Source organism: Lentzea terrae (assembly GCF_003265345.1).
Classification (GTDB): domain Bacteria; phylum Actinomycetota; class Actinomycetes; order Mycobacteriales; family Pseudonocardiaceae; genus Lentzea; species Lentzea terrae.
On sequence record NZ_QFWW01000006.1, the window covers coordinates 201276 to 226193 of the forward strand.

At 68.2% G+C, this 24918-nt stretch carries 22 protein-coding genes; 8 read left to right on the top strand and 14 right to left on the bottom strand.

Annotation, left to right across the window (positions count from 1 at the left end; all coding sequences use genetic code 11):
• Positions 1-132: 132 nt before the first annotated feature.
• From DI276_RS10005 to DI276_RS10030, 6 genes are all read right to left on the bottom strand, one after another.
• Complete coding sequence (locus DI276_RS10005; RefSeq protein ID WP_112263340.1) at positions 133-1782, bottom strand: AMP-binding protein; 1650 nt, start codon at positions 1780-1782, stop codon at positions 133-135.
• A 150-nt stretch (positions 1783-1932) separates the two neighbouring features.
• Positions 1933-2628, bottom strand: coding sequence for a FadR/GntR family transcriptional regulator (locus DI276_RS10010; RefSeq protein ID WP_112262993.1), 696 nt, complete (start codon positions 2626-2628; stop codon positions 1933-1935).
• Entirely contained in the window at positions 2628-3395 is a 768-nt protein-coding gene (locus tag DI276_RS10015) for a 3-oxoacyl-ACP reductase (RefSeq protein ID WP_112262994.1), read from the bottom strand. The genes DI276_RS10010 and DI276_RS10015 overlap by 1 nt, the downstream gene beginning before the upstream one ends.
• Before the next feature lie 30 nt (positions 3396-3425).
• Complete coding sequence (locus DI276_RS10020; RefSeq protein ID WP_112262995.1) at positions 3426-4778, bottom strand: aldehyde dehydrogenase family protein; 1353 nt, start codon at positions 4776-4778, stop codon at positions 3426-3428.
• The gene (locus DI276_RS10025) at positions 4775-5467 is read right to left on the bottom strand and encodes a gamma-glutamyl-gamma-aminobutyrate hydrolase family protein (protein ID WP_232836557.1); all 693 of its coding nucleotides are present in this window, start codon (positions 5465-5467) and stop codon (positions 4775-4777) included. The genes DI276_RS10020 and DI276_RS10025 overlap by 4 nt, the downstream gene beginning before the upstream one ends.
• Positions 5454-6794, bottom strand: coding sequence for a glutamine synthetase family protein (locus DI276_RS10030; RefSeq protein WP_112262996.1), 1341 nt, complete (start codon positions 6792-6794; stop codon positions 5454-5456). The genes DI276_RS10025 and DI276_RS10030 overlap by 14 nt, the downstream gene beginning before the upstream one ends.
• A 112-nt stretch (positions 6795-6906) precedes the next feature.
• Between DI276_RS10030 and eat the strand changes: the two genes are divergently transcribed.
• Genes eat through DI276_RS10045 form a run of 4 tightly spaced genes read left to right on the top strand, consistent with a single transcriptional unit; the run spans position 6907 to position 10094 of the window.
• Positions 6907-8331 (top strand): ethanolamine permease, encoded by a 1425-nt coding sequence (gene eat, locus DI276_RS10035; protein ID WP_112262997.1) that lies wholly within the window; start codon positions 6907-6909, stop codon positions 8329-8331.
• The gene (locus tag DI276_RS51900) at positions 8328-8924 is read left to right on the top strand and encodes an NAD-dependent epimerase/dehydratase family protein (protein WP_232836558.1); all 597 of its coding nucleotides are present in this window, start codon (positions 8328-8330) and stop codon (positions 8922-8924) included. Before eat ends, DI276_RS51900 begins: the two co-directional genes overlap by 4 nt.
• Positions 8861-9238, top strand: a complete 378-nt coding sequence (locus tag DI276_RS51905) for an NAD-dependent epimerase/dehydratase family protein (RefSeq protein WP_232836559.1) — start codon at positions 8861-8863, stop codon at positions 9236-9238. Before DI276_RS51900 ends, DI276_RS51905 begins: the two co-directional genes overlap by 64 nt.
• Positions 9231-10094, top strand: coding sequence for a 3-hydroxybutyryl-CoA dehydrogenase (locus DI276_RS10045; RefSeq protein ID WP_112262998.1), 864 nt, complete (start codon positions 9231-9233; stop codon positions 10092-10094). Before DI276_RS51905 ends, DI276_RS10045 begins: the two co-directional genes overlap by 8 nt.
• Before the next feature lie 16 nt (positions 10095-10110).
• Here DI276_RS10045 and DI276_RS10050 read toward each other — a convergent pair whose 3' ends face one another.
• Complete coding sequence (locus DI276_RS10050) at positions 10111-10620, bottom strand: AAA family ATPase (protein ID WP_112262999.1); 510 nt, start codon at positions 10618-10620, stop codon at positions 10111-10113.
• 143 nt (positions 10621-10763) lie between these two features.
• Between DI276_RS10050 and DI276_RS10055 the strand changes: the two genes are divergently transcribed.
• On the top strand, positions 10764-11561 hold the full coding sequence (locus DI276_RS10055; RefSeq protein WP_112263000.1) for a hypothetical protein: 798 nt from the start codon (positions 10764-10766) through the stop codon (positions 11559-11561).
• Here DI276_RS10055 and DI276_RS10060 read toward each other — a convergent pair.
• The 5 genes from DI276_RS10060 to DI276_RS10080 all read right to left on the bottom strand — a co-directional run bounded on the left by DI276_RS10060 (position 11558) and on the right by DI276_RS10080 (position 16397).
• Positions 11558-12139 (bottom strand): GTP-binding protein, encoded by a 582-nt coding sequence (locus DI276_RS10060; protein WP_112263001.1) that lies wholly within the window; start codon positions 12137-12139, stop codon positions 11558-11560. The genes DI276_RS10055 and DI276_RS10060 overlap by 4 nt on opposite strands.
• Entirely contained in the window at positions 12120-12485 is a 366-nt protein-coding gene (locus tag DI276_RS10065; RefSeq protein WP_112263002.1) for a DUF742 domain-containing protein, read from the bottom strand. Before DI276_RS10065 ends, DI276_RS10060 begins: the two co-directional genes overlap by 20 nt.
• Entirely contained in the window at positions 12485-12919 is a 435-nt protein-coding gene (locus DI276_RS10070; protein ID WP_045312938.1) for a roadblock/LC7 domain-containing protein, read from the bottom strand. The genes DI276_RS10065 and DI276_RS10070 overlap by 1 nt, the downstream gene beginning before the upstream one ends.
• A complete protein-coding gene (locus DI276_RS10075; protein WP_332874632.1) occupies positions 12916-15276 on the bottom strand; it encodes a sensor histidine kinase in 2361 nt (786 codons plus the stop codon). Before DI276_RS10075 ends, DI276_RS10070 begins: the two co-directional genes overlap by 4 nt.
• 221 nt (positions 15277-15497) lie before the next feature.
• Complete coding sequence (locus DI276_RS10080; RefSeq protein ID WP_112263003.1) at positions 15498-16397, bottom strand: SMP-30/gluconolactonase/LRE family protein; 900 nt, start codon at positions 16395-16397, stop codon at positions 15498-15500.
• 234 nt (positions 16398-16631) lie between these two features.
• On the opposite strand from DI276_RS10080, the gene DI276_RS10085 reads away from it, so the two are divergent.
• Positions 16632-17921, top strand: coding sequence for a hypothetical protein (locus DI276_RS10085; protein WP_198680543.1), 1290 nt, complete (start codon positions 16632-16634; stop codon positions 17919-17921).
• Positions 17922-17936: 15 nt separating this feature from the next.
• Here the strand turns inward: DI276_RS10085 and DI276_RS10090 are convergent, their stop codons facing one another.
• Entirely contained in the window at positions 17937-18776 is an 840-nt protein-coding gene (locus tag DI276_RS10090; RefSeq protein WP_112263004.1) for a helix-turn-helix domain-containing protein, read from the bottom strand.
• A 645-nt stretch (positions 18777-19421) separates the two neighbouring features.
• Positions 19422-22310, bottom strand: coding sequence for an AfsR/SARP family transcriptional regulator (locus DI276_RS10095; RefSeq protein WP_198680544.1), 2889 nt, complete (start codon positions 22308-22310; stop codon positions 19422-19424).
• Between the two features lie 263 nt (positions 22311-22573).
• On the opposite strand from DI276_RS10095, the gene DI276_RS10100 reads away from it, so the two are divergent.
• Together DI276_RS10100 and DI276_RS10105 are read left to right on the top strand one after the other, a co-directional pair.
• Positions 22574-23779 carry a nucleotide sugar dehydrogenase gene (locus DI276_RS10100; RefSeq protein ID WP_112263006.1) on the top strand — a complete coding sequence of 402 codons (1206 nt, stop codon included), beginning with the start codon at positions 22574-22576 and terminating at the stop codon, positions 23777-23779.
• Between the two features lie 5 nt (positions 23780-23784).
• Positions 23785-24846, top strand: a complete 1062-nt coding sequence (locus DI276_RS10105) for a hypothetical protein (RefSeq protein WP_112263344.1) — start codon at positions 23785-23787, stop codon at positions 24844-24846.
• The last annotated feature ends 72 nt before the right edge of the window (positions 24847-24918 follow it).

A 24918-nucleotide genomic window follows, 5' to 3' on the forward strand; every position in this document is an offset into this window, starting at 1 on the left:
CCGACCGAGCGCACGACCTGCGTGCCCGAGTCCCCGACGACGCAGGTCGTGCGCTCCCCTACGCCAGGAACGCACGTCACCGCCGCATTAGTCCCCCTCGTTCGGCGCTGGCGTGCGTTCCGCCCTAAAACCTCACTGCGAAGCCTGTTGTGGTCCCAGCCGAATAGCCAGCAACTGCCGCCGCAGCACCTTCCCGGTCGCGTTGCGCGGCAGCTTCGGCACAACGACGACCTCGCGCGGCACCTTGTGCCGCGCCAACCGCGTCCGCACGAACTCGCGCAGCTCCCGCACGTCGATCCGCGCCCCCGTCACCGGCACCACAAACGCGCGCAACCGTTGCCCGTACTCCGGGTCCGGCACGCCGAGCACCGCCGCGTCGCGCACCCGGTAGTGCGTCATCAGCAGGTTCTCCACCTCGACCGGGTACACGTTCTCGCCGCCGGACACGATCATGTCGTCCTCGCGGCCGTCGAAGTACAGGCGGCCGCTCGGGTCGAAGTGGCCGAGGTCGCCGGTCGCGACGAGACCGTCGATCATCTCCTTCTGCGAACCGTCCGTGTAGAGGTCGACGGTCAGCGAGCCGCGCACGAAGATCCGGCCCGTCACGAACGAACGCGTGATCCGCGCGCCGTGTTCGTCGTAGATCCGCACGATGCAGTTGTGCGGCGGCATGCCGACGCTCGACGGCGCGGCTTCCAGGTCCGCAGGGGTGGCGACGGTGGCGACCGCGACCTCCGTCGAGCCGTACAGGTTGTAGAGCACCGGTCCCAGCACGGCCTGCGTGCGGTGCACCAGGTCCGTCGACAGCGTGGAACCCGAGCAGAACACGACGCGCAGGTGCGACAGGTCGTACATGTCGATCACCGTGCGGTCCAGCTCCATGATCCGCTGCAGCATCGTCGGCACCAGCACGACTGTGGTGCAGCGCTGGCCCTGCACCGACCACAGCGTCTTGCGCGGGTCGAAGCGGCGTTGCAGGACCGCGCGCGAGCCCAGCGACATGGCGAGCGTCAGGTGCGAGTAGCCGACCGAGTGGAAGATCGGCGCGGCGATGTACGTCGACTCGCCGGAGTGCATCGGGATGCGGTCGAGGAAGTCCGACGCCGTGAGCACCGACTTGATCTCGCGCGGTGTTCCCTTCGGGATCCCGGTGGTGCCGGACGTCAGCTGGATGACGACGCCCGGCTCGCGCGGCGGCTCCAGCTCACCACGCGGCGCTTTGGCCACCAGTTGGTCGAGTGTCGGCGTGCGACGGTCCAATCCGTCGCGCGACCACGCGAGCCACCGCGGGATGGACGGCGGCAGCTGGTGGAACAGCGGGGTGAACTCCTCGTCGTGAATCAGCAGCGACACGCGTTCACGTTGCAGGAGATCCAGCACGACCGGGGCGCCGAAACCGGTGTTCACGAGCAGCACGCGCACGCCGAGCTTCGCGCACGCCAGCAGCGACTCGACCATGCCGCGGTGGTTGCGGCACATCAACGCGACGATGTGGTTGTGCTGCACACCTAACGAGCGCAGGCCCTGCGCGATCGCGTTGGAACGTCTGTCGAGCTGGCGGTAGGTCATGGAACCGCGTTCGTCGACAACAGCGACGCCGTCCGGATTCAGCCGGACGGAACGGCGCAGCGCCGTGACGTTCGGCCCCCAGATCTTGACCTCTTTCAGAGCCTGCACGGACATCCTGAAGTTCGTGAGACTCACCATGCCCGCGGCGGACAAGACACGGAGTGAGTGCACCCGGCCCATGGCGTCGCGAAACACCTTGCGCAACCCTGGCATCAACAGCTCCTCGCGCTGCAAGTCCCCGAGGTATTCGGACGGTAACGGCCCGCTTGCCCCACGCCAAGACTTGTCCCATGCGGAATTCGCATGACAACCCGACAATTGAACCTGAAAACGTTTTCACGTTGCGTCCGGGGGTCTGACCGGTCAGACCAAAAAGCCCCGCAGCAGTGACGCGGTTCCGTCGAGGTGCTCCGCCATCGCGAGCCGCGCGCCGGCCGGGTCTCCGTCCAAAATGGAGGCGATGATGCGTTCGTGCTGGGCGTTGGAGTGCACGAGGTTCGGCTCGAGCAGCGGAATCGTGTCCAGCAGCTCGTTCACGCGCATCCTGGAGTCCGCCACGGCCGCGGTGAGCGACGCGGACCCGGTCGCCTCGGCGATCGCGAGGTGCAGCCGCGAGTCCTTGCGCCGGTACTCCCCCAGCGACGCGGTGGAAGCCTCTTCCAGGCGCGCCCGCAACCCGCGGCGTTCCGCAGGGCCCAGCGACCGACCCGCTGCGGCTTCCGCGGCGCCCGTTTCCAGGACCTTCCGCAACGTCAGCGCGTCGTGGATGTCGCCGAACTCCTTGCCGGGCGCGGACTTCGGGATTTCGTCGTTGACGAACGTGCCGCCGTAACGACCACGCCGGGACTCGACGTAGTTGTTCTCCTGCAACGATCTGATGGCCTCGCGCACGGTCACCCGGCTCACCCCGAGCCGGGTGGCGAGCTCCCGTTCGGACGGCAGCCGCTCACCCGGCGCGACGACGCCGAGCCGGATGGCCTGCATGAGCCGTTCGACGGTCTCTTCGAAGGCGTTGCCCGCCCGCACGGGACGGAACAACGCCTCCTCAGCGTGCTCCATTAGAGGGGCGTCACGTACGCGCCGGCGATGCCGCCGTCCACGAGGAAGTTCGACGCGGTCATGAACGACGAGTCGTCGGACGCCAGAAACGCGACCGCTGCGGCGATTTCCTCAGGTTCCGCGAACCGGCCGAGCGGGACGTGCACGAGCCGACGGGCGGCCCGCTCCGGGTCCTTCGCGAACAGTTCCTGCAGCAACGGCGTGTTGACCGGTCCAGGGGACAGTGCGTTGACGCGGATGCCCTCGCGCGCGAACTGCACACCGAGCTCACGCGACATCGCGAGCACGCCGCCCTTGGACGCCGTGTAGGAGATCTGCGACGTCGCCGCACCCATCGTCGCCACGAACGACGCCGTGTTGATGATGGAACCCTTGCCGTTGGCCTGCATGTGCGGGATGGCGTACTTGCAACACAAATAGACCGACGTGAGGTTCACCTTCTGCACGCGGTCCCACGCCTCGATGCCCGTCGTGAGGATCGAGTCGTCGTCGGGCGGCGAGATACCGGCGTTGTTGAACGCGATGTCCAGCTTGCCGTAAGTGTCCACAGTGGTCTGGAAGAGAGCCTTGACCTGTTCCTCGTCGGTCACGTCGACCTGGACGAACAGCCCTCCGACCTCGTCCGCGGCGGCCTTGCCGGACGCGGGGTCGAGATCCGCGACGACGACCTTCGCGCCCTCGCTCGCAAACCTGCGCACGGTCGCGAGTCCGATGCCGCTCGCGCCACCCGTCACGACGGCCACGCGGCCCTCGAGTCGCTGCACCATCTTGTTGTTCTCCTCAGGTTTGCCCGGAAATCAGGTAGCGATGAAGACGTTCTTGACTTCGGTGAAGGCGTCCAATGCGTCCGGACCGAGCTCACGACCGAGACCGGACTGCTTGACGCCGCCGAAAGGTGTCCAGTAGCGGACAGAAGAATGCGAGTTGACAGACAGATTTCCGGCTTCCACCGCACGCGACACCCGAATCGCGCGGCCGACGTCCTGCGTCCAGATCGAACCGGACAGCCCGTATTCCGAGTCGTTCGCGATCCGGATCGCGTCCGCCTCGTCGTTGAACGGCAGCACGACGACGACCGGCCCGAAAATCTCCTCAGTCACCGTGCGATCGTCCAGCGCAGGCGTGAGCACCGTCGGCGGGAACCAGAATCCCGGTCCGTCGGGAGCGCTCCCCCGGAACGCCACCGGGGCGTCGTCTGGGACGTAAGACGCGACCTTGCTGAGGTGCGCCGCGGTGATGAGCGGCCCCATCTCGGTCGCCTCGTCGCCGGGCTCGCCGACCTTCAGCCCCTTGACCGCGGGCTCCAGCAGCTCCATGAACCGGTCGTAGACGCTCGCCTGCACGAGGATCCGCGACCGCGCGCAGCAGTCCTGCCCGGCGTTGTCGAACACCCCGTACGGCGCCGTCGCGGCCGCCTGCTCCAGGTCGGAGTCCGCGAAGACGATGTTCGCCGACTTCCCGCCGAGCTCCAGCGTCACCCGCTTCACCTGGTCCGCGCATCCGGCCATGATCTGCTTGCCGACCTCGGTCGACCCGGTGAAGACGACCTTGCGCACCAACGGATGCGTGACGAACCGGTTGCCCACGACGCTGCCCTTGCCCGGCAGCACCTGGAACACGCCCTCCGGAATGCCCGCCTCCAGCGCGAGCTCGCCGAGCCGGATCGCCGTCAACGGCGTCACTTCGGCCGGCTTCAGCACCACCGTGTTGCCCGCGGCCAAGGCAGGAGCGAAACCCCAGCCCGCGATCGGCATCGGGAAGTTCCACGGCACGATCACGCCGACCACGCCGAGCGGTTCGTGGAACGTGACGTCGAGCCCGCCTGCGACCGGGATCTGCTTGCCGAACAACCGTTCCGGCGCGGCCGAGTAGTACTGCAGCACGTCGCGGACGTTGCCGGCCTCCCACCGCGCGTTGCCGATGGTGTGCCCGGAGTTCTCGACCTCGAGCTGCGCCAGTTCCTCGTTGTGCGCGTCGACGATCTCCGCGAACCGGCGCAGCAGCCGGGCCCGGTCGCCGGGAGCGACGTTCCGCCAGCTCTCGAACGCCTTCTGCGCGCGAACGATCGCCGCGTCCGTCTCTTCGAGAGAGGTGTGCGGTACGGACCGCACGACCTTCTCGGTAGCGGGGTTGATGACGTCAAAGGTCACGCTTTTCTCCTTGCAACGTCGACAAGCGCTTCGAACAACCGCAAGTCTTCGATGTCCTGCTCGGGGTGCGACTGCACGCCGACGACGAACCGGGAACCTTCCAGCTCAACCGCTTCCACCGTGCCGTCGGGCGCAGAAGCGGTGACTCGCAGCCCGTCGGCGATCCGGTCCAGCGACTGGTGGTGATGACACTGCACGTTGGTGTGGTCGCCCAGGATCGCGTGCAGCTGCGTACCGGGCACGACCGTGATGTCGGTGTGCCCGAACACGCCGGGAGCCTCGTTGTGGCCCTCGATGTGCTGGTGCAGCGTGCCGCCCAGCGCCACGTTCAGCACCTGCATGCCCCGGCACACACCGAGCACCGGCAGGTCGAGCTTCAGCGCGGCCTCGACCAGAGCGAACTCGGCGTTGTCGCGGTCGGTCTGCGGCGTGCCGGTCCGGGGATGCGGGTCGGCGCCGTAGGTGGCGGGGTCGATGTCCGCGCCGCCCGCGATCACCAGTCCGTCCAGGAACCCGATGGTCTCGGCCGTCCAGGTGCCGACCGGCGGCAGCATGACGGGGTTACCGCCCGCCTGCACCACGCAGTCGAGGTAGCCGCGGTACAGCACCGCGGCCTCCACGTCCCAGAGCCCGAACCTCGTGCGTTCCAGGTAGGTGCTGATGCCGATGAGTGGCTTAGAGGCGCTCAAAGCCGCGTACCTTCTCCCAATCCGTGATCGCCGCCTCGAACGCGTCCAGCTCGACCTTGGCCGCGTTCAGGTAGTGGTCGATGACGTCCTTGCCGAACGCCTCCCGCGCGATGTCGCTGGCGGCCAGCAGGTCCGCCGACTCGCGCAACGTCGTCGGCACGGTCGGCCGGTCCGACGCGTAGGCGTTGCCGGTGAACTCGTCTTCCAGCGCCAGCTTGTGCTCGACCCCGTGCAGGCCGGCCGCGATCAACGCCGCCACCGCCAGGTACGGGTTCACGTCACCACCGGGTACCCGGTTTTCGAACCTGAGCGACTGCCCGTGGCCGACGACCCGCAGCGCGCACGTGCGGTTGTCGCGGCCCCACGCGACGGCGGTCGGCGCGAACGAACCCTTCACGAAGCGCTTGTAGGAGTTGATGTTCGGCGCGAGGAAGTAGGTGAGCTCGCGCAGCGCGGCCAGCTGCCCGGCGAGGAAGTGCTTCATCAGCTCCGACATGCCGTGGCCCTCGGCGAACACGGGCTCGCCGTCCTTGGACCGCAACGACAGGTGGATGTGGCAGGAGTTGCCCTCGCGTTCGTTGTACTTCGCCATGAACGTGAGCGACTTGCCCTGCTGCGAAGCGATCTCCTTGGAGCCGTTCTTGTAGATGGCGTGCTGGTCGCACGTCCGCAGCGCCGTCGTGTACCGGAACGCGATCTCGTGCTGGCCGGGGTTGCACTCCCCCTTGGCCGACTCGACGACCATGCCCGCGCCCGTCATGCCGTTGCGAATGGCGCGCAGCAACGGCTCGACGCGCGCGGTGCCCAGCAACGAGTAGTCGACGTTGTACTGGTTCGACGGCGTGAGGTTGCGGTAGCCCGAGTTCCAGGCCTGCTCGTAGGTGTCGTCGAAGACGATGAACTCGAGCTCGGTGCCGACGTAGCACTCCAGTCCGAGCGCGGCCAGCCGGTCGAGCTGCTTGCGCAGGATCTGCCGCGGCGACGCCACGACCGGGTCGCCGTTCTCCCAGACGAGGTCGCACATGACCAGCGCGGTGCCCTCCTGCCAGGGCACGCGGCGCAGCGTGGAGATGTCCGGCTTCATCACGAAGTCGCCGTACCCGCGGTCCCAGCTGGACATCTCGAAGCCGCTGACCGGGTTCATCTCGACGTCGACGGCGAGCAGGTAGTTGCAGCCCTCCGCGGCGTGCCCGAGCACCTCGTCGAGGAAGTACTGGGCCGCGCACCGCTTGCCCTGCAGGCGGCCCTGCATGTCCACGATCGCGACCAGGACGGTGTCGATCTCACCGGTGTCCACGGCCTCGCGCAACTCCTCGACGGTCAGCATCCCGACGGTCCTCCAAAGGTATGTCTGCGAGCCATTGGCCGCACCATCTTGACACCACCGGGTGATGAGCGCCACCCTCAGCCACCGGTTTAAAGGACCAATGGGAGTCCATATGGCCAAGCACGTCGAGTACGAGAAGGTGGGCGACGAGTACCTGGAGCACCGGCAGCTGAAACGGGGTGCGGCGGGCTGGGTCCTGCTGGCCGGGCTGGGTGTCTCCTACGTGATCTCCGGCGACTTCGCCGGATGGAACTTCGGCCTCGCCCAAGGCGGCTGGGGCGGGTTGCTGATCGCCACGATCCTGATGGCGACGATGTACACGTGCATGGTGTTCGGTCTCGCCGAACTGGCCTCGGCGCTGCCCGTCGCGGGCGCCGGCTACGGCTTCGCGAGGCGCGCGCTCGGCCCGTTGGGCGGGTACGTCACAGGTATCGCGATCCTGATCGAGTACGCCATCGCACCAGCGGCGATCTCGGTGTTCATCGGCGACTACATCAAGGCTCTGGGCCTGCTCGACGCCACGTGGCCGGTGTACCTGGCGTGCTACGTGATCTTCGTGGGCATCCACCTGTGGGGTGTCGGCGAGGCGCTGCGGCTGATGTTCGTGATCACCGGCATCGCGGTGGTGGCGCTGGTCGCGTTCGTGGCGGGCATGATCCCGAAGTTCGACTCCGCCAAGCTGTTCGACATCGGTGACGGCTCGTTCCTGCCGATGGGCGTCACCGGTGCGTGGGGCGCGATCGTCTTCGCGATCTGGTTCTTCCTCGCGGTCGAGGGCGTGCCGCTGGCCGCGGAGGAAGCCAGGGATCCCAAGCGCGACATGCCGCGCGGCATCATCGGCGCGATGGTGGCCCTGCTGGTGTTCGCGGCGGCGATCTTGTTGGTCGCACCCGGCGGTGCGGGCTCGAAGGTGCTGGAGGCGTCCGGAAACCCGTTGCCAGAGGCCGTGCGCGCGGCTTACGGCGGCGACAACTTCCTGGCGCAGCTGGTGAACTACGTCGGCCTGGCCGGACTGGTCGCGTCGTTCTTCTCCATCATCTACGCCTACTCGCGGCAGCTGTTCGCGTTGTCCCGCGCGGGATACCTGCCGCGCTGGCTGTCGAAGACCGGCAAGCGCAAGACGCCTTACCTCGCGCTGATCGTGCCGGGCACCGTCGGTTTCGCGCTGGCCACGATCATGAAGACGGTCGACCCGGTGACGGGCGGCGCGCGGCTCATCAACATCGCCGTGTTCGGTGCGGCTCTCTCGTACGTGCTGATGATGGTGTCGCACATCGTCTTGCGTAAGACAGCGCCGGACCTGCCACGCCCGTACCGCACTCCTGGCGGTGTGGTGACCACGAGCGTGGCGCTCGTGCTGGCCGTTGCTGCTGTGATCGCAACGTTCTTCGTGGACGAGATCGCGGCGGCGGTGACAGCGGGCATCGTCGTGATCGCGGTGGCCTACTACTGGTTCTACAGCCGCCACCACCTGGTCGCGAACGCTCCCGAAGAAGAGTTCGCGGCCATCGCGAAGGCCGAGGCCGAACTCGAGTGAGCAAGCGTGCGTTGATCCTCGGCGGCACGGGCCTCATCGGCCGTGCCGCCGCTCGGCGTCTGCGGGCACACGGCTGGACCGTCGACGCGCCCGGCCGTGAGGTGGACCGCGAGGACCCAGCGGCGATCGCCCGCGCTCTGGGCGACGGCGCCGACCTGCTCGTCGACTGCCTCTGCTACACCGCAGAGCACGCCAGAACACTGCTGCCGCTGGCCCGTGCCGCGACCTCCACGGTGATGATCTCGGCCAAGGCCGTGTACGTGGACGACCAGGGCAGGCACGTCAACTCCCCCGAACCACCGCGGTTCCCCGGTCCCGTGACCGAGGACCAGCCGACGATGGCTCCGGGCAGTGGTGACTTCCAGACCCGCGAGGGCTACGGCGCCAACAAAGTCGCGGCCGAGCGGACGTTGCTCGACAGCGGCCTGCCCATCACCGTGCTGCGACCGTCCAAAGTGCACGGAGTGGGCAACAAGCGCCCGCTGGAGCGGTACTTCGTCGAACGGGTCCTCGCACGCCACCCGTGGTGGTGCTGGCCAGCCGTGGCGAGGGCGCCGACCACCCGTCCGCAGCGGCCAACATCGCCGCGCTGATCGAGACCGTCGCCGCCCGCCCCGGACGCCGGATCCTCAACGCCGCCGACCCGGACGCGCCGAACGGCCTGGAGATCTCCCGGATCATCGCGCACCACTTCGGCCACCACTGGCGCGAGATCCTGCTCGACCACGACCAGTCCGGCCGTCACCCGTGGCATCGCGTGCCGCCGTTGGTCCTCGACACCACCGCGGCTTCGGCACTCGGCTACCGGCCGGCGGGCGACTACGCCACCACGGTCGCAGAGACGCTGGACTGGCTCAGCGGCGATTCACACTCGAGCGGGCCATGGCAGGATCGGTCGGGTGAGTGACATTCAACGTGTGGGAGTCGTCGGTTCCGGCCTCATGGGCTCCGGAATCGCCGAGGTGAGCGCCCGCGCCGGCCTCGACGTCATCGTCGCCGAGGTCAACGCGAGCGCGGCCGAGGCAGCGCAGGGGCGGATCGCCTCCTCGCTCGCCAGGGGCGTCAAGGCCGGCAAGCTCAGTGAGGCGGACCGCGACGCGGCCATCGCGCGCATCCGGTTCACGACCGACATCGGCGAGTTCGCCGACCGGCAGTTCGTGGTCGAGGCGGTCGCCGAGAACGAGCAGATCAAGACCGACGTCTTCACCGCGCTCGACAAGGTCGTGAAGGACGAGGACGCCATCTTCGCGTCCAACACGTCGTCCATCCCGATCATGAAGCTGGGCATGGCCACCGGCCGCCCCGAGCAGGTCATCGGCGTGCACTTCTTCAACCCGGTGCCCGTGCTGAAGCTGGTCGAGATCGTGCCGTCGCTGCTGACCGGCGCCACCACCCAGGTCCGCGCGGAAGCCTTCGTGCGCGCGACGCTGGGCAAGGAGGTCATCCGCTCGCAGGACCGCGCCGGCTTCGTGGTCAACGCGCTGCTGATCCCGTACCTGCTCTCGTCCATCCGCATGCTGGAGTCCGGCTTCGCCTCCGCCGACGACATCGACAACGGCATGGTGCTCGGCTGCGCCCACCCGATGGGCCCGCTGCGCCTCACCGACCTGATCGGCCTCGACACCACGAAGGCCATCGCCGAGTCGATGTACGAGGAGTTCAAGGAGCCGCTGTACTCGCCGCCGCCGCTGCTGCTGCGCATGGTGGACGCGGGCCTGCTGGGCAAGAAGTCGGGCCGCGGCTTCCACAACTACGCGAAGTAGACGCGCCAGGGCCCGCTCACCCGAGCGGGCCCGCCGCTCGCCTGACTTCCTCCGCGATCGCGGGAATGTCCAGCGGTCCGGTGGTGTCGACCGCCACCAGAGGCCCGACGTCCAGCGGATGCACCGGCTCGCCCCACAGCTCGGCCTCGTCGCGCTCCAGATCCAGATGGCCCGCAGGGCGGCCGGCCGCCCTGGCCAGGTAGCGCGACCGGGCCACCTCGACCGGCACGACGCAACGCAACTCCACCACCGGCCCCGGCAACGCCATCACCAACGGCCGGGTGTAGTCGAACCACGTGCTGTCCACCACCGCCCCCGGACAGCGCCGCGCGATCCGCAGCACCGCGGCGACCGCCGCCCGCCCCAGCCGCCGCGACTCGCTCACCGTGGCAGGCCGGCCGAGCTCGTCGGCGAGGACCTCTTTGACCTCGTCCTTGGCCAGCACCGGCAACCCGAGCCACGGGCCGAGCGCGGTCGCCAACGTGGTCTTGCCCGACCCCGGCCACCCTCCCACCAATACGAACACGCTCCTGGCTACCCCGAAGCGGGCCTTCTGCTCGTATCGATCATCTGCGAGCTTCCTGTTCTTCGTGCTGACCCGGTCAGCTGGTGCCTAACGATTGAGGCAACACCAAGATCCGCGAGCACAAGATCCGTGATGCTGGTCAGGTGCTGGCAGACATCGCAAGCAACATCGTCGCGAACATCGTGTTCTGGATCGGGCTGGGCGTCGCCGCGGCTGCGGTCGTCCGGTTGGGACAACGCCGGTTCCGCAGGTTCTTCGGGCTGGACACGAACCAGCAACTGGTCGTGTGCCTGTCGAACGTGTGGAACAGCTCGGCCAGCACACGGCCACGCGGCTACTCGGTCACCCTGCACGAGCTGCGCGCCTCCGAGGCCGTGAACCGCCTGTTCGGCTCCGCGTCGTTCCGCCTCCCGGACGTCGTCCGCGGCCTCGTCGACGCGATCTACCTGAGCCGCCACAGCTACGTCTTCCACACCAAGGTCAGCCCGGCGACGACTGACGACCCGAAGCAGTTCGCCGAGCTGAGCAGCAACCTCGTCGTGGTCGGCGGTGCAAGGCGCAACAGCATCCGCAGGCTCCACCTGGACGAGAACCTGGTGCGCCTGCGCCTGTCGAACGAACTGCCGGACGCCGGCCCGCACCAGCAGCCGTTCGTCGAGGTGCTGGGCGGGGCGGACGTCGGCAGGAAAATCACGTCCGAGACCTTGGAGCTCGCGGTGGTGGAACGGGTGCACGACACCGCGCGCGGCACGACGGTGGTCTTCTGCCTGGGCCGACGGGGTGACACGACGTGGGCGGCCACCGAGTTCCTGGTCCGCAACTGGCGGAGCCTGGAACGGGAGTTCGGTGACCGTCCGTTCGCGCTCTGTCTGGGCTTCCGCGACGGGGACTACAGCTACGACTACCACCCGCCGCGCAGGCTGCACGTGCTGACCGCCTAAACGGCGGCCAGCCGGTTCATCGAGTGCTGGATCAGCCCGACCAGCACGGTCTTCGACGACTCCCGGTCCCGCGCGTCGCACAGCACCACCGGAATCGCGTCGTCGAGGTCCAACGCGTGCCGGACCTCGTCCACCGTGTAGAGCTGCGACCCGTCGAAGCAGTTCACGGCGACGACGAACGGAATCCCGCGGTGCTCGAAGAAGTCGATCGAGGGGAACGACGAGTCGAGCCGCCGCGTGTCCACCAGAACCACGGCGCCGATCGCACCGGTCGCCAGCTCGTCCCACATGAACCAGAACCGGTTCTGTCCCGGCGTCCCGAACAGGTACAGCACCACCTTGGTGTTGATGGTGATGCGCCCGAAGTCCAGGGCGACGGTCGTGGTGTCCTTGCCCTCGATGCCGGCGAGGTCGTCGACGTGCACACCGGCCTCGGTGAGCAGTTCCTCGGTCTGCAACGGCGGGATCTCGGACACCGACGCGACCATGGTGGTCTTGCCGGTGCCGAACCCGCCCGCGATGACGATCTTGACCGCGGTCGGCACGGTCAGCTGGTCGTCAGATCCCACGAACACCATCCAGTACGGCCTGCAGGAGATCCCGGTCGGGAATCTGGGGGGAGGAGTTCTGCACGAGCACGTCACCGCGCTCGATGAGGTCCGACAGCAGGACCTTCACCACCACGAGCGGCACGTCGAGGTAGGCAGCCACCTCGGCGACGGACAACGGGCGTGCGCACAGGGCCATGATCTCGCGATGCTCGACCGTCAGCGACGTCTGGTCGGACGCAAACGAGGAGGCGCGGACCTGCGTCACGAGATGTAGATCAGGCGCGTTCGGCCGGGTGCGGCCGCGCACCATGGCGTACGGCCGCACGAGCGGCCCCGCGGCCTCGTCGTACCACCAGTCCTCCCGCGCAGTCATCAGCGCGACTCTCGTGCTGTGGGCACGGTCGCCTGTTCTGCGCGCGGGGCCGACGAGAGGTACGTGCCCACTCGCTTGACCAGCATGTTCATCTCGTACGCGATCATGCCCATGTCGGCGTCTTCTTCACCGAGGACGGCGAGGCACGCGCCGTGGCCGGCCGCCGTCACGAACAGGTAGGCGTGCTCCATCTCGACGATGGTCTGCCGCACCGCGCCGCCACCGAAGTGCCGGCCCGTGCCGCGGGCGAGCGACTGGAACGCCGACGCCATCGCCGACAGGTGCTCCGAGTCGTCGCGGGACAGCCCGGCCGAGCGGCCGAGCAGGAGTCCGTCCGCCGACAGCACGACCGCGTGACGGGCGCCGACCACGCGCTGGATGAGGTCCTCCAGCAACCAGTTCAGTTCGCCGTGCTGGCTGGTGTTGTCCTTCATGACGAGGGGGCTCCTTCTGATCTCCAGTCGTCGGTCAGCCGCGCGTCACGGGTGCCGCGCTGGAACGCGGCGAGCCCGTCTCGGGTCCGCTCGGCCGACCTTTCGCCGGTCACCGGCTCGGCGTGCGGCACTTCCTCGGACGACTGCATGAGCTGCGGCGCGAGGTTCTGCCGCTTCTTCCTGCGGGGAAGGGGTGCCTTCCCGTCGGCCGGAGGAGGTGCCTGGATCTTCGGTTCGTCCACCGATGCGTCTGTTGCGGGAACGTCCGGGACCGCTGTCGAGTTCAGTCCCGCGGCGAGTCTCGCGTTCAGGGCCGCCTGCACCTCGGGCGCGAGCGTCGTGGGGAAGCTCGGGTGGTCCTCGGTGACGTGGCCGTGGTGCTGGTCGTGGAACGACCGCACCGGCATCTGCGTGGTCTCGGTGATGTCGCCCGCGGCGCTGTGCGGGGCGACGATGTTCGGTGGCAGCACGCACAACGCGACGGTGCCGCCGTAGGGCGAGTCGCGCAGCTCCACCTTGATGCCCCGCCGCGCGGCGAGTCGAGCGACGACGAACAGCCCCAGCCGGGACTCACCCCGGAACGCCATCGTCTCGAAGTCCGGCGGGTTGGAGAGCTTCGCGTTGGCCTGCAGGCGTTCCTCCTGCGTCATGCCGAGCCCGTGGTCCTCGATCTCGATCACGATCCCGTGCGGCACGGCGCTGGAGTGGACGACCACCTCGGAACGCGGCGACGAGAACGCCGTCGCGTTGTCGACGAGCTCCGCGAGCAGGTGGATGGTGTCGGCGACAGCCACACCCACCAACGCGCGGTCTGGCACCGGGTTGACCCTGACCCGGACGTACTGTTCGGTCTCGGCGACCGCGGAACGGATGACGTCGCTCAGTCGCACCGGCTTGCGCCACTGTCTGCCCGGCTGCTCCCCGGCGAGGATGATCAGGTTCTCCGCGTTGCGGCGGGCCCGCGTCGCCAGGTGGTCGAGCTGGAAGAGCGAGTCGAGCCGCTCGGGGTGCTCCTCTTCGCGTTCCAGCTTGTCGAGGATCTTGAGCTGCCGGTGCACGAGGCCCTGGTTGCGGTGCGCGATGTCGAGGAAGACCCGGTTCACACCCTCACGGGCCTGTGTCTCCTTCACCGCCGCCGCGACGGCCGTGTACTGGGCGGTGTTGAACGCGTCGGCGACCTGGCCGATCTCGTCGTTGCCGTAGTCCAGCGGCGGCATGTCGCGGTGCACGTCCACCTGCTCGCCGCCGCGCAGCCGCGCCACGATGTGCGGCAGCCGTTCCTGTGCGAGCCGCAGCGTGTCCTCCCGCAGCGACGCCAGACGGGTGACCAGCGCCCGCGACACGAGCCGGTTCGAGATGCGCAACGCCAGCACGATGCCGACGACGACCGCGAGCAACGCGATCAGGCTGCCGATCAGCACGGCGGTGAGCCGGCTGGTGGCCTTGGCCAGGCCGAGGTTCGCACCGTCCTGCGCCTGCTGTGCCGCGATCTGCACGAGCTTCTCGTGCACCGGACCGGCCGCCGCACGCCACTGCTGCTCGGTGACGGCGGTGTCGCCGTTGATGATCCGGCTCTCGAGGTCGAGCAACGTCCGGTACTCGCCAGTGGTGCGCAGCGCGTCGTACTGTGCGCGCGGCTGCTCCAACGCGAACGGGATGGTGGAGTCGACGGCCGAGTGGTAGGCGCCGACGAGCCGGACGAGCTCGACGCGCTCCGCCGGGGTGAACTTGCCGTTGAGCAGTCCTCGCGAACCGATCGTGGCGCCGCGGGACATCCAGTCGGCCGCCTGGAAGATCGTCACGGCCTGGACGCCTGCCTGACCGGCCTCCGCGTCCGGCACGAGGCGCGCCTGGCGGCCCAGCAGCGAGACGCCCGCGTCCACGAGGCTGTTGTAGTAGTCGTAGATCGCCTGCGGGTTCGCGCTGCCGGCCTCCACCTGCGCGCGCTGCTGCGGGAGCTCCCCGAGCACGGTTTCGAGGGATTTGATCCGGTCGACGATGTCCTGCGGCGAACTGCCCGACACCTCCGCGAGCGCGTCCTTCATCTTCCGCAGCGCCTCGTCGGTCCGGCCGTGCTGCGCCTTCAACGCCGCCGCGTCCACGCCCGGCGCCTTGCTCAGCAGCACGAGGCTGAGCTGGCGTTCCTGCTGCAGCCCCGTGAAGGCTTCCGCTGACGGAATCGCCACTGCGCGCATGTTCAACGCGATCGACCGCATGTAGAAACCGTCAAAAACGGTGTAAGAGGAGAAAACGGCCCACATGACCAGCAGGACGACGCTGGGGACGACGACCACTCCGGCCAGTCGCGACCGAATCGTCCGGTAGTTGGTCGGTGTGTACCCGCTCTTCTCGTTCACAGCGCTCTCACGGTCTCCTGTGTCCCACGGCTAGCGCTGCGGGGAACCCGAGTCACTCCTTCGGCTGCAATACGGTAACAACTGGAGATCATCGTTACCCAATGACAGCGATCACATGCAGTACGCCGTGGAGGCTACCCAGTCGAGTGAGCGGCGCAACACCCGGTACGGGGGTTCTCACAACGCAAGAACCCCCGTACGGGCTAGTTCTCGTGCACGTTCTACGGACGCTCTACCGCGACGACGTTGTAGGTGGTCTCCGGCGTCGGCGGAGTGGTGAACCGGGCATTCGGCAGGTAGAGGCGCTTGCCGAACGCCGCAACCGTCGTGGGAACGTCGAACCGCGCATCCGTGCGTTCCGCGGCGAGCGTGGCGCCATCGCGACTGAGCGTGTAGCGCGCGACTTTGTTCAGCCTGTTTTGCACCACGTACAACTGCCGTCCCTCACGCAACAGGCCGTCACCATTCGTGAGTGTTTGACCGTGCAAATTGATGTTGACGGATTGCCCGGTACGACGGTCAATACGAAACAGCTTGCCGGTGTTGCTCTGCACGACGATCAAGCCGCCGTCGAGCCCCGTGACGATGCCGTTGAGGTTCGTCTGGCCGGGCGTCACGACCAGATCACCGGTCAACTGCAGGGTGCGGTGCGGCTTCAGGTTCAGCGGCACCTCGTAGAGCACCGCTTTGCGGGAGTCGGTGAACCACGCCGACTTCTCGGTCAACACCACGTCGTTGACGAACGTGTCCGCGGTAGCGAACTGGAACTTCGCCAGCAACGCTCCGGTGCGGGTGTCATAGACGCGTGCGTCGCCACCAACACCACCGGCGACCCACAGCCGCTTGTGCGCGTCGACCTTCATGCCGAGCGACGGCGTGCCCGGCCCCTTGGCGAGCACCTTGCCCTTGCCGGTGCGCAGGTCCGCCGCGTAGATCGAGCCGTCTGCCCGCGACCCGAAGTAGGCCGTCACGCCACTGATCGCGATGCCTTCGGGCTGCCACCCGTTGGGCAGGGAGAACTCCGTCGGGAACTGCTTGGACGCGTCTGCGGTGGCCGCTGGAGCAGCGACGAGCGTGACGCCCAGAACTGCCGCCAGCAGGACACCGAATCTGCGGTACATGCCGCCTCCTATCGGATTGGGTTGCACCTTTGATCCTTGTGCCTGCGGCGAGCGAACAGGAGTTTTCTCAGGAACCCGACATCAACCCTGCTGGGCGAGTCGTGGCGAGTGGCGTGGCTCGGAACGTTGCCGAGCGAATTCGCGGTCAGACGGGTGCATCGTGGTGCCGCGAGGCGCCCTGCTGAGCGTGAATTCACCGCCAACGTTCCGAGCCACGTCACTACGGTGGAGATGGTGATCATCAGAACAGGCAGGCTGGTCGTCGCGTTGTCCGCGGCACTCGCCGCCTTCACCTCTCTGACCTGGGCACCGCCGGCATCGGCCGCAACCGCGTTGACCGTCCTGCCGAACGCTTCCAGGGACTTCAAGCTCAAGATCGACCCCACGGCCGACTGGAGGGCCTACGGCGCGGCCATCCGGGGAGCTGAGGCGTCCGGCGCGGTCACCCGAGTCACGCCGTTGCAGGTGGCGCAGTCCGCACAGCACGTCGGGAGGGCGGCCCTGTGCCACGACACGGGACTGAACGGGGCCTACAGGTACGACGGTTTCTGCTGGGACCAGGGGGACGACAACACCAGCGCCTACTCCGCCGGTGGGGGCTGGCATCCGCAGGGGTTCACGGCCTCCCACGACTACGACGGCACGTCCTACCACGGCCACAACCTCTACCTGGCGTCCTGGTTCTACGGCACCGAGGCGAGTGGCATCAACAAGTTCGCCCGCATCACCATCGCCGAGTCCACCGGTGACCGCGTCACCTACGGCCACGTCATGCTCGTCCAGCCCACCGGCAACGACACGTCCGGGAACTTCACGAACCTCACCGACATCCACGCCGACGGCATGGTCTGGTACGGCAACAAGCTGTTCGTGGCCAACGGCGGCGAGCTCCTCGTCTTCGACCTCCAGTACCTGTGGAAGATGAGCACCACCTCCCGTGAGGAGACCGGCATTCGAGCGGGCGCCTCCTCCGCGCGCTGGCACCAGTGGGCGCTGCCGCTGGTGGCCCGCTACCACACGGGAGAACGCTCGGACCCCCCGCGCGCCTGCAAGGGCGGCAGCGGGCCGATCTGCCTGGGTTCGCTGAGCCTCGACCGCAGCACCACCCCGCACGCGCTCGTCTCCGGCGAATACCGCTCCCACGCCGCACGGGGAGGAGGCCGTATCGCACGGTGGCCGTTGAGTGACGCCAACGACCTGCCCAAGGCGGACAACGGCGAGGCGGTCGGCACCACCTCCGCCAAGGCCGGGTACAGCACGCCGGTATGGCAGATGCAGGGCGTGGCGACCGACGGCGTCTGGTACTACATGGCCGGCGAATGCCCCGACACGTGGGTCCCCGACCCCATCGCCCGCGGCGCCTACTCGTGCATCCACCGCGCCCAGCCCGGCGACACGCCCTCCGTCCTCACCAAGGCCCCGAGCCTCACGCAGAACCTCTCCTACAGCCGCGCTTCCGGGCGCCTGTGGGGCATGAACGAGTGGACCGGGCACCGCGTGGTCTTCAGCATCGACCCGCCCTGATCCCCCGGCCCTGACTCACAGCTCGGCGGCGGCCTCGGCGATGAGCTCCAGCGACTCGCCGGGGTCGAGGGCGACCTGCTGCAGCCCGGCGAACCGCTGCGCGCACTGCTCGACCAACCCCGGCTCCTCGACGTACTCGCCCTTGATGAACGTCTCCAGGTACACCACGTCGTCGTGCTGGCGATGAGGGAAACCCAGCAACGTGAACGGCGACCCCATCGCGGGATACGCCCCCGCGCCACGCGGCACGACCTGCAGGCTCACCGTCGGGTGCTCACTGACCTCCATCAGGTGCAGCAGCTGGGCCTTCATCACCCGCGGCCCGCCGACCACCTGCCGCAGCACGGCTTCCGGGAACACCGCCTGCACGGTCAGCGGATCCTTGTCGCGCTTGCGGGCCGACCACGACTCCCTCACCCGCGCCAGCCCGGCGCCGCGCCGGGGATCATCCACCCGCGTCACCGCGGCCGTGTAGTCGGCCAGCTGGAACACGGTCGGCACGAGATCCGTCGTGAACGCGCGCAACGACGTCGCCTCGAACACCAGATGCCCGAAGTCCGCGGCGGGGTCGAACAGCTCCGCACGACGCTGCCCGGCCCGGAGCCGCTCTGCGTGCTGGGCCTGGAGCACGACCTCCTGCCACTCCAGCGCGGGCACCCCGTAGACGTATCCCAGCGCCATGATGTCCAACACGGCGGACGGCTGCACCGCGTTCTCCATCGTGGACAGCTTCGCACTGCTGAACCCCACTCGCATGCCCGCTTCGGTGAGGGTGAGACCCCTCTCATCGCGCCAGTTGGCCAGGCTCCGCCCAATGGCGCGCTCGAGCGACGTCGCCCGGAAATCTTTCGGCATGAACCAAAGCTTAAGACGAATTGCCGGGCGTTCTTGCGAGGACCCATGTGGACAAAATTTCAGACCCCCTGATCGGGTCTTCTGGCCCTCACCTGCGGTTTCAGGGCCGAGAAAGATGGTTCACACCTTATGCCGCGTGACATCATCTTCGCCAAGCGCACCGACAGAACGGCGCACAACGAGACACACGGGACACATAGACGTTTTGTTTTCAAGAGCGGGCGCGTTAGCGTAAAACGGCCTGTTCCGGGTGCAACCGGAACAGGCCGAGGGGTGACGCAACCGCTAGTTGAGTTCCACTGTTGAAGATCCCCATCGCATGGAATCCGTGCGGCATTCTGCATCGAGTGCACGGATGGCGGGTTCGCCCGCGTGCTCGGTGGCCGCACTTGCCTGCGCGCTGCCGAGCACTCCAGCGGCCATGAAGGCCGCTCCTAGTACAGCGCTTCGAAGCGCCGTCTTATTGATCATCGCGCGACTATGGCAGAGCAGCCCAGTGACCCCCGTCACCGGGGTAGCCCAGCGTGCACGCCTCCTGTCAGAGCAACACGTTCGCCCGAACTTCTCAACCCGATCGTTGCGCGTCCAGGACGCCACGCCGACGGAGACACACATGAGGTAGACGAACCGCCAAATGGGTGAAAGTTACTCCACCAGGCCGTTCTCGAACCATGTTGCCGTGTGCTCCACCCGCGACGAGGGCAGGGACGGACCGCTCAACGCCACCAGTTCGTCGAGCTGGGCGGCCACCGAACGGGCCCGGTCGTCGCCGATGTCCCGGTAAGCGCGGTAGGCCTCCTCGAAGTGCTCGATCGCGAGGTCGTGATCGCCGGCCTTCCAGATCAGCTGGGCGAGCAGGTCGTGCGACCGGGCCTCCACCTCGCGGTCGTGGCCCTTGCTGAGCTCCAACGCCTCGGACGCGTAGCTCAGCGCGCGGTCTGCGTCGTCGTGGTCCCGTGCGATCACCGCGAGCACCAGCCGTGCATCGGCCTGCCCCGGCTGGAAGTGCGCTTGCACGTAACGCGGGATCGCCTCATGACAGTTCGTCCGCGCGGAGAAGTCGTCCCCGCTTTCGCGGGCCAGCCACGCGAGAGCGACCAACACGTCCGCCTCTCCCTTGTAGTCGCCGATGCTCTGGCGGAGGAGGCGGGCCTGCACGAGGTGGACGGCCGCGTCGGCGAGCCTGCCGCCCTGGTGGCAGGCGACACCCATGCGGAACAGGATTCCTGATCGGGTGTCGTCGAACCCTTCCGCGAGGTCGAGCGCTTCGTGCAGCAGCTCAAGCACTCTCGGCACGTTGTGGGCCCCACGCAGGCAGTCGGCCTTGTTGCGCAGGAGCACGGCCAGCGCCTCAGGGTCGGCCTGGGCGCCCAGGAGCCGCTGTGCCTGGTCGAGCACGCGTTCGGCGGCCGCGTAGTCGTGCAGCTTGATGTGGAAGTGACCGAGGTTGGAGAGGGTGTCGGCCTCGGGCAGGACTTCACCGTTGCTTCGCGCGGCTTCGGCGGCGGCCGTCATCATCGCCACGACCTCGTCGTAGTGGCCGTATCGGCTGAACAGCTCACCCGCGCCGTTCGCGATGCGCCAGACGTAACCCGGCTGCGGCGAAGCGCGCAGCACGCCGACGATGCTCGCCTTCTCCTTGGCGATCCACCTGGCGACCTCGTCCTCGTCGGCGAACTCGCCAGGACGCACCCCGTCGGGCAGCGGCAACATCGGTACTGCGTAGCGGTAGCCGTACACCATGCGATCCGCGTTGTTGATCGTGTGGAGGAACCACCCCAGCAGCCGCGTCATCGCCGCGTCCTGCTCCGCCTGCGACTCGTCGTGCGCGACGCGGTCTGCCGCGTACTCGCGCAGAAGATCGTGCATCCGGTAGCGGTGACCGTCCACTGTGTCCACCAGCCGCTTCCACACCAACGAGTCGGCGAGCACGCGAGCCTCCTCCACCGGCAGCCCCGCGAGCGCCGCGACCACAGGCAACGGGATCTCGTGCGAAGGATGCAGTCCGAACAACCGGAAGAGGTGTGCCTGCTCGGGTGTCAGCGCCAGGTAGGACCGTTCGAACTGCGCACGAATGCCGTTGTCCTGCAGAGACAACAGCGTCCGGCCGTCGGTCAGCGAGTCGAGCAGGTCGGCGAGCGACCTGTCCGGCTGTGCGGCGATCTGCTCGCCGATCAGCTGCATCACCAACGGCATGCCGCCGGTCCGTTCGGCGAGGCGCTCGACGACGTCCGGCGCGGCGACGGCGCGGTCGCCGAGGCGGCCGGTGAGCCACGCGGCGATCTCCTCCGACGCCAGCGGCAACACGGTGAGGGCACGGGCGTTGTGCCGCAGCACGAGCGAACTCATTCTCGCGCGACTCACCACGAGCACGACGGACGTCGACAACGCGGGCAACAGCGGTTCCACGCCGGTGACGTCGTCCAGCACGACGAGCATTCGCCGGGCGGCCAGCAGTTCGCGCAGCCGGAAGATGCGTGCGGACGCCGACGGGATCGACTCGATCGGCACCCCGAACGCCACGAGCAGGTCCGCGACCACCTCCGCCCCGTCGGCGTGCGAGGCGAACCAACAGCCGTCGGGGAAACGCTGCTGCACGCGATGTGCCCAATGCACCACGAGCGTGGTCTTGCCCATGCCCGGCTGCCCGTCGACGCAGATCAACCTGGGCACTGGACGCGACGGCACGAGGGAGTCCAAATCCGACAACAGGTTTTCGCGTCCGACGAACACGTCGACGTCGTGCGGCAAATAGCGCGGTCCCGGAGTTCGGGCGGGCGTGGACCGCTCGTGCCGGACTCGCAACCGTTCGTGCAACGCGTTCAGGTCCGCCTCGGAACCGTCGCCGATCTCGTTCACGATCCGGCGCCGGATCCGCACCAGATAGCTCAACGCCTCGTGGGCCCTGCCGAGTCCGTACAGGGCGGTGAGCCGGTGTTTGGCGAGCAGGATTTCCAGGTCGTGTTCCGGCGGGATTTCGTCGAGGTGGTCGAGCATTCGGGCGTAGTCGCCGAGCTTGCCGAGTCCGTACAGCAACGCGTGGGAGGCGCTCAGGTAGTAGCCGCGCACGAGATGGTCCCGCCACCGCGCGGCGCGTTCGCTGTCGAGGTCGGCCAGCGGTTCGTCGCCCCACAGCTCGAGCGCCTGCTCGACCAGCGCGCACGCGGCCTGGTGGTCGGTGCCGCCGATCGCCCGAGCGCGGTCCACGAGCTTGCGGAACACGTGCAGGTCGATCAGGGAACGGTCGACGTCCAGGCGATAGGAGCGTTCCTCGTTGCGCAACGTGAACCGCACACCGGTGCGGTGCAATGCGGCGCGGATGCTCGTAATGGCCGTGTGCACGGTCGCGTGCAGATTGGCCGGACGGCGTTCCGGCCACACCCAATCCGCGATGGAGTTCACCGAAATCGCGTTGCCGGCGTTCAGCAACAGCACTGCGAGTACCGCGCGGGCCTTGGGTTTGCCCCAGTCCGCGACGAACTCGCCGTCGACGCGCACGCGCGTGCGACCGAGTATGCGAAAGGCGATCTCCACCGGTGCCACCCCTCCCCGGGCGCACGACTCCCGGTGAGCATTGTGCCGCGTTCACGCTGGGCGATCCAGGTTTGCTGGCATTTCGAGCGCTTATTGTCCATAAATCGGGGGCAGGCATCGGAAAGCGCTCTCAGTCCATTTCGCGTGGAAGACGATCACGCCACGCGTTCCGACCTGGACGTACAGCGGCACGCAGCGCCTGCGGAAAGGGTTCGGACAGAACGGAACCCCAGCCTGGTGTTACACCGACCAGGGGAGGTCACATGGACACCGTCGTCATCGGACTCGGCTTCACCGGACTGCCGATCGCCGTCGCCGCCGCCACCGCCGGTCTGCGCGTGCTCGGCGTGGACGCCAGCGCCGAACGCATTCGGCACATCACCGCCCGAACCCCGGGCTGCGGACTCACCACTGTGGACGAGGCAGTGCTCGCCGAAGTCCTCCAGACCGGTAAATTGTCGTTGCGACACAACGAGATCAGCGCCGCCGACAGCTACGTCCTGTGCGTTCCCACGCCACCCGACCGGCACGGCGGGCTCGACACCGGGATGCTCGTCGACGCCGTGAACCGCGTGGGCGCGGTGTTGCACAGCGGCACACTGGTGATCATCCAGAGCACCTGCGAGCCGGGAACCGTCGAGGACATCCTGGTGCCACGCCTGGAAGAGGTGTCGGGCCTGCGGGCCGGCCTCGACTTCCACTTGGCGCACTCGCCGGTGCGCACGGATCCCGGCAACACCACACCGACGCCACGTGTCGTCGCCGGACTCACGCCGACCTGCACGGAACGCGCCACCGAACTGCTGCGGCGGCTCTGCACCGAGGTCGTCGCGGTGAGCACGCTGCGCGCGGCCGAGCTGACGAAAGTTTTCGAGAACACCTTCAGAATGGTGAACATCTCACTTGCCAACGAGCTCGCGGCGCTGTGCCGGGCGCAGGGCGTGAACGTGCACGAGGTGCTCGACGCGGCCGGCAGCAAGCCGTTCGGGTTCCTGCGGCACCGGCCAGGTCCCGGCGCCGGGGGTGACTGCATCCCCGTTTCCGCGGGATTCTTCACCGCCAGCGCGCGCCGGCACGGCCTGCACTCACCGGTCGTCGACGCGGCGATCTCGGTCAACAACGCGATGCCCGTCCACACCGTGCACCGCGTGCGCGTCAAGCTCGCCGAGCTCGGGGTCCCGATGCGGCGCGTGCACGTCCTCGGCGTCACGTACAAGCCCGACGTGGCCAACGTCCGGCAGTCCCCCGCGCTTCGGGTGCTGAACGAGCTGAGCCGTGCGGCGATCGTCAGCTACCACGATCCGTTCGTGCCGAACCTGGTGCTGGACAACGGAAGGGCGCTCACCAGCGAGCCGGTCGACACCCCTGCCGACGTCGTGCTGATCCTGACCAGGCACGCCTCGGTCTCGCCCGCCAACACCACCCCGGTGATCGACTGCACGGCCGGCGACGCCGAGCTGGCAGCGTGAACGGGATGTGGCTGGACGCGCCGGTCGGTCCCCGGTCCGACCGGCGGGTGACCGTGGCCGGCTGTCGAACGGCGCTCGTGCTCGTGCCGCACGTCGTGGCCGCCACGCGCCTGATGGACGTGCTCGATCTGATCAAGACCGACCGCAGGATTCAGGTCGTCTGCACGGTTCCTGACACGCATGGGATCTCGTACGGCACACACGAGTTCCTGCAACGCCAGGGTTTGCTGACCTTGCCGTGGCGACAGGCGGGCGGTCTGGAGTTCGATCTCGTGCTGGCCGCGAGCCGTCGCGACCTCGAACACGTGCTCGGCCCGGTGCTGGTGCTGCCACACGGTGCGGGCGCGCTGAAGTCACGCCGGCTCACCGGCCACGGCCTGGACCGCCACGAGCTGATTCGCGGCGGCAGGGTGACCGCCGCCGCGCTGGTGCTCAGTCACGACGACGAGCTGCGCGTCCTCGAACGCTCGTGCCCGGAAGCCGTGCCGCACGCCGTGGTCGCGGGAGATCTGTGCCTGGACCGGCTGCGGGCGAGCCTGCCGCACAGGGCCGCCTACCGGGCGGCGCTGGGCATCGGGCCGGACGAAACCCTGGTCACGCTCACTTCGACGTGGCGGCCCGACTCGACGTTCGGGAGCAGGCCGGAGCTCTATCGGACGGGTGATTTCCGCAAGGCCGTGGTCATCCACCCCACGACGTGGTCGGTGCACGGTCCGTGGCAGGTCCGCGCCTGGCTGGCCGACGATCCCGACCTGATCATCATTCCGCCCGAGGAGGGCTGGCGAGCGGCGGTGATCGCGAGCGACCGGGTGATCGGTGATCACGGCAGCGTCACTCAGTACGCCGCGGCGATCGGCGTCCCCGTCGCGCTCGCGACCAGCGCGCCGGTGCGACCCGGCAGCCTCGCGGACCTGGTGGCCGGAGGTGCGTCCGACATCGCGGCGCGACTCAGCTCACGACCGGACCAGGCGGCGGCGATCTTGCGCGCCACGATGTACCGGCTGCTGCGGTTGCCGGAACCGGCCCACCCCGCTCACGCCGAACCTGTGCCGGTGCACCATGTCTGACCGGCTGCTGGTCGCTCGCGCGGGCTCTCGGCTGGCCTCCGTGGCCGACGTGCTGATCTGCCCCGCGGGCAC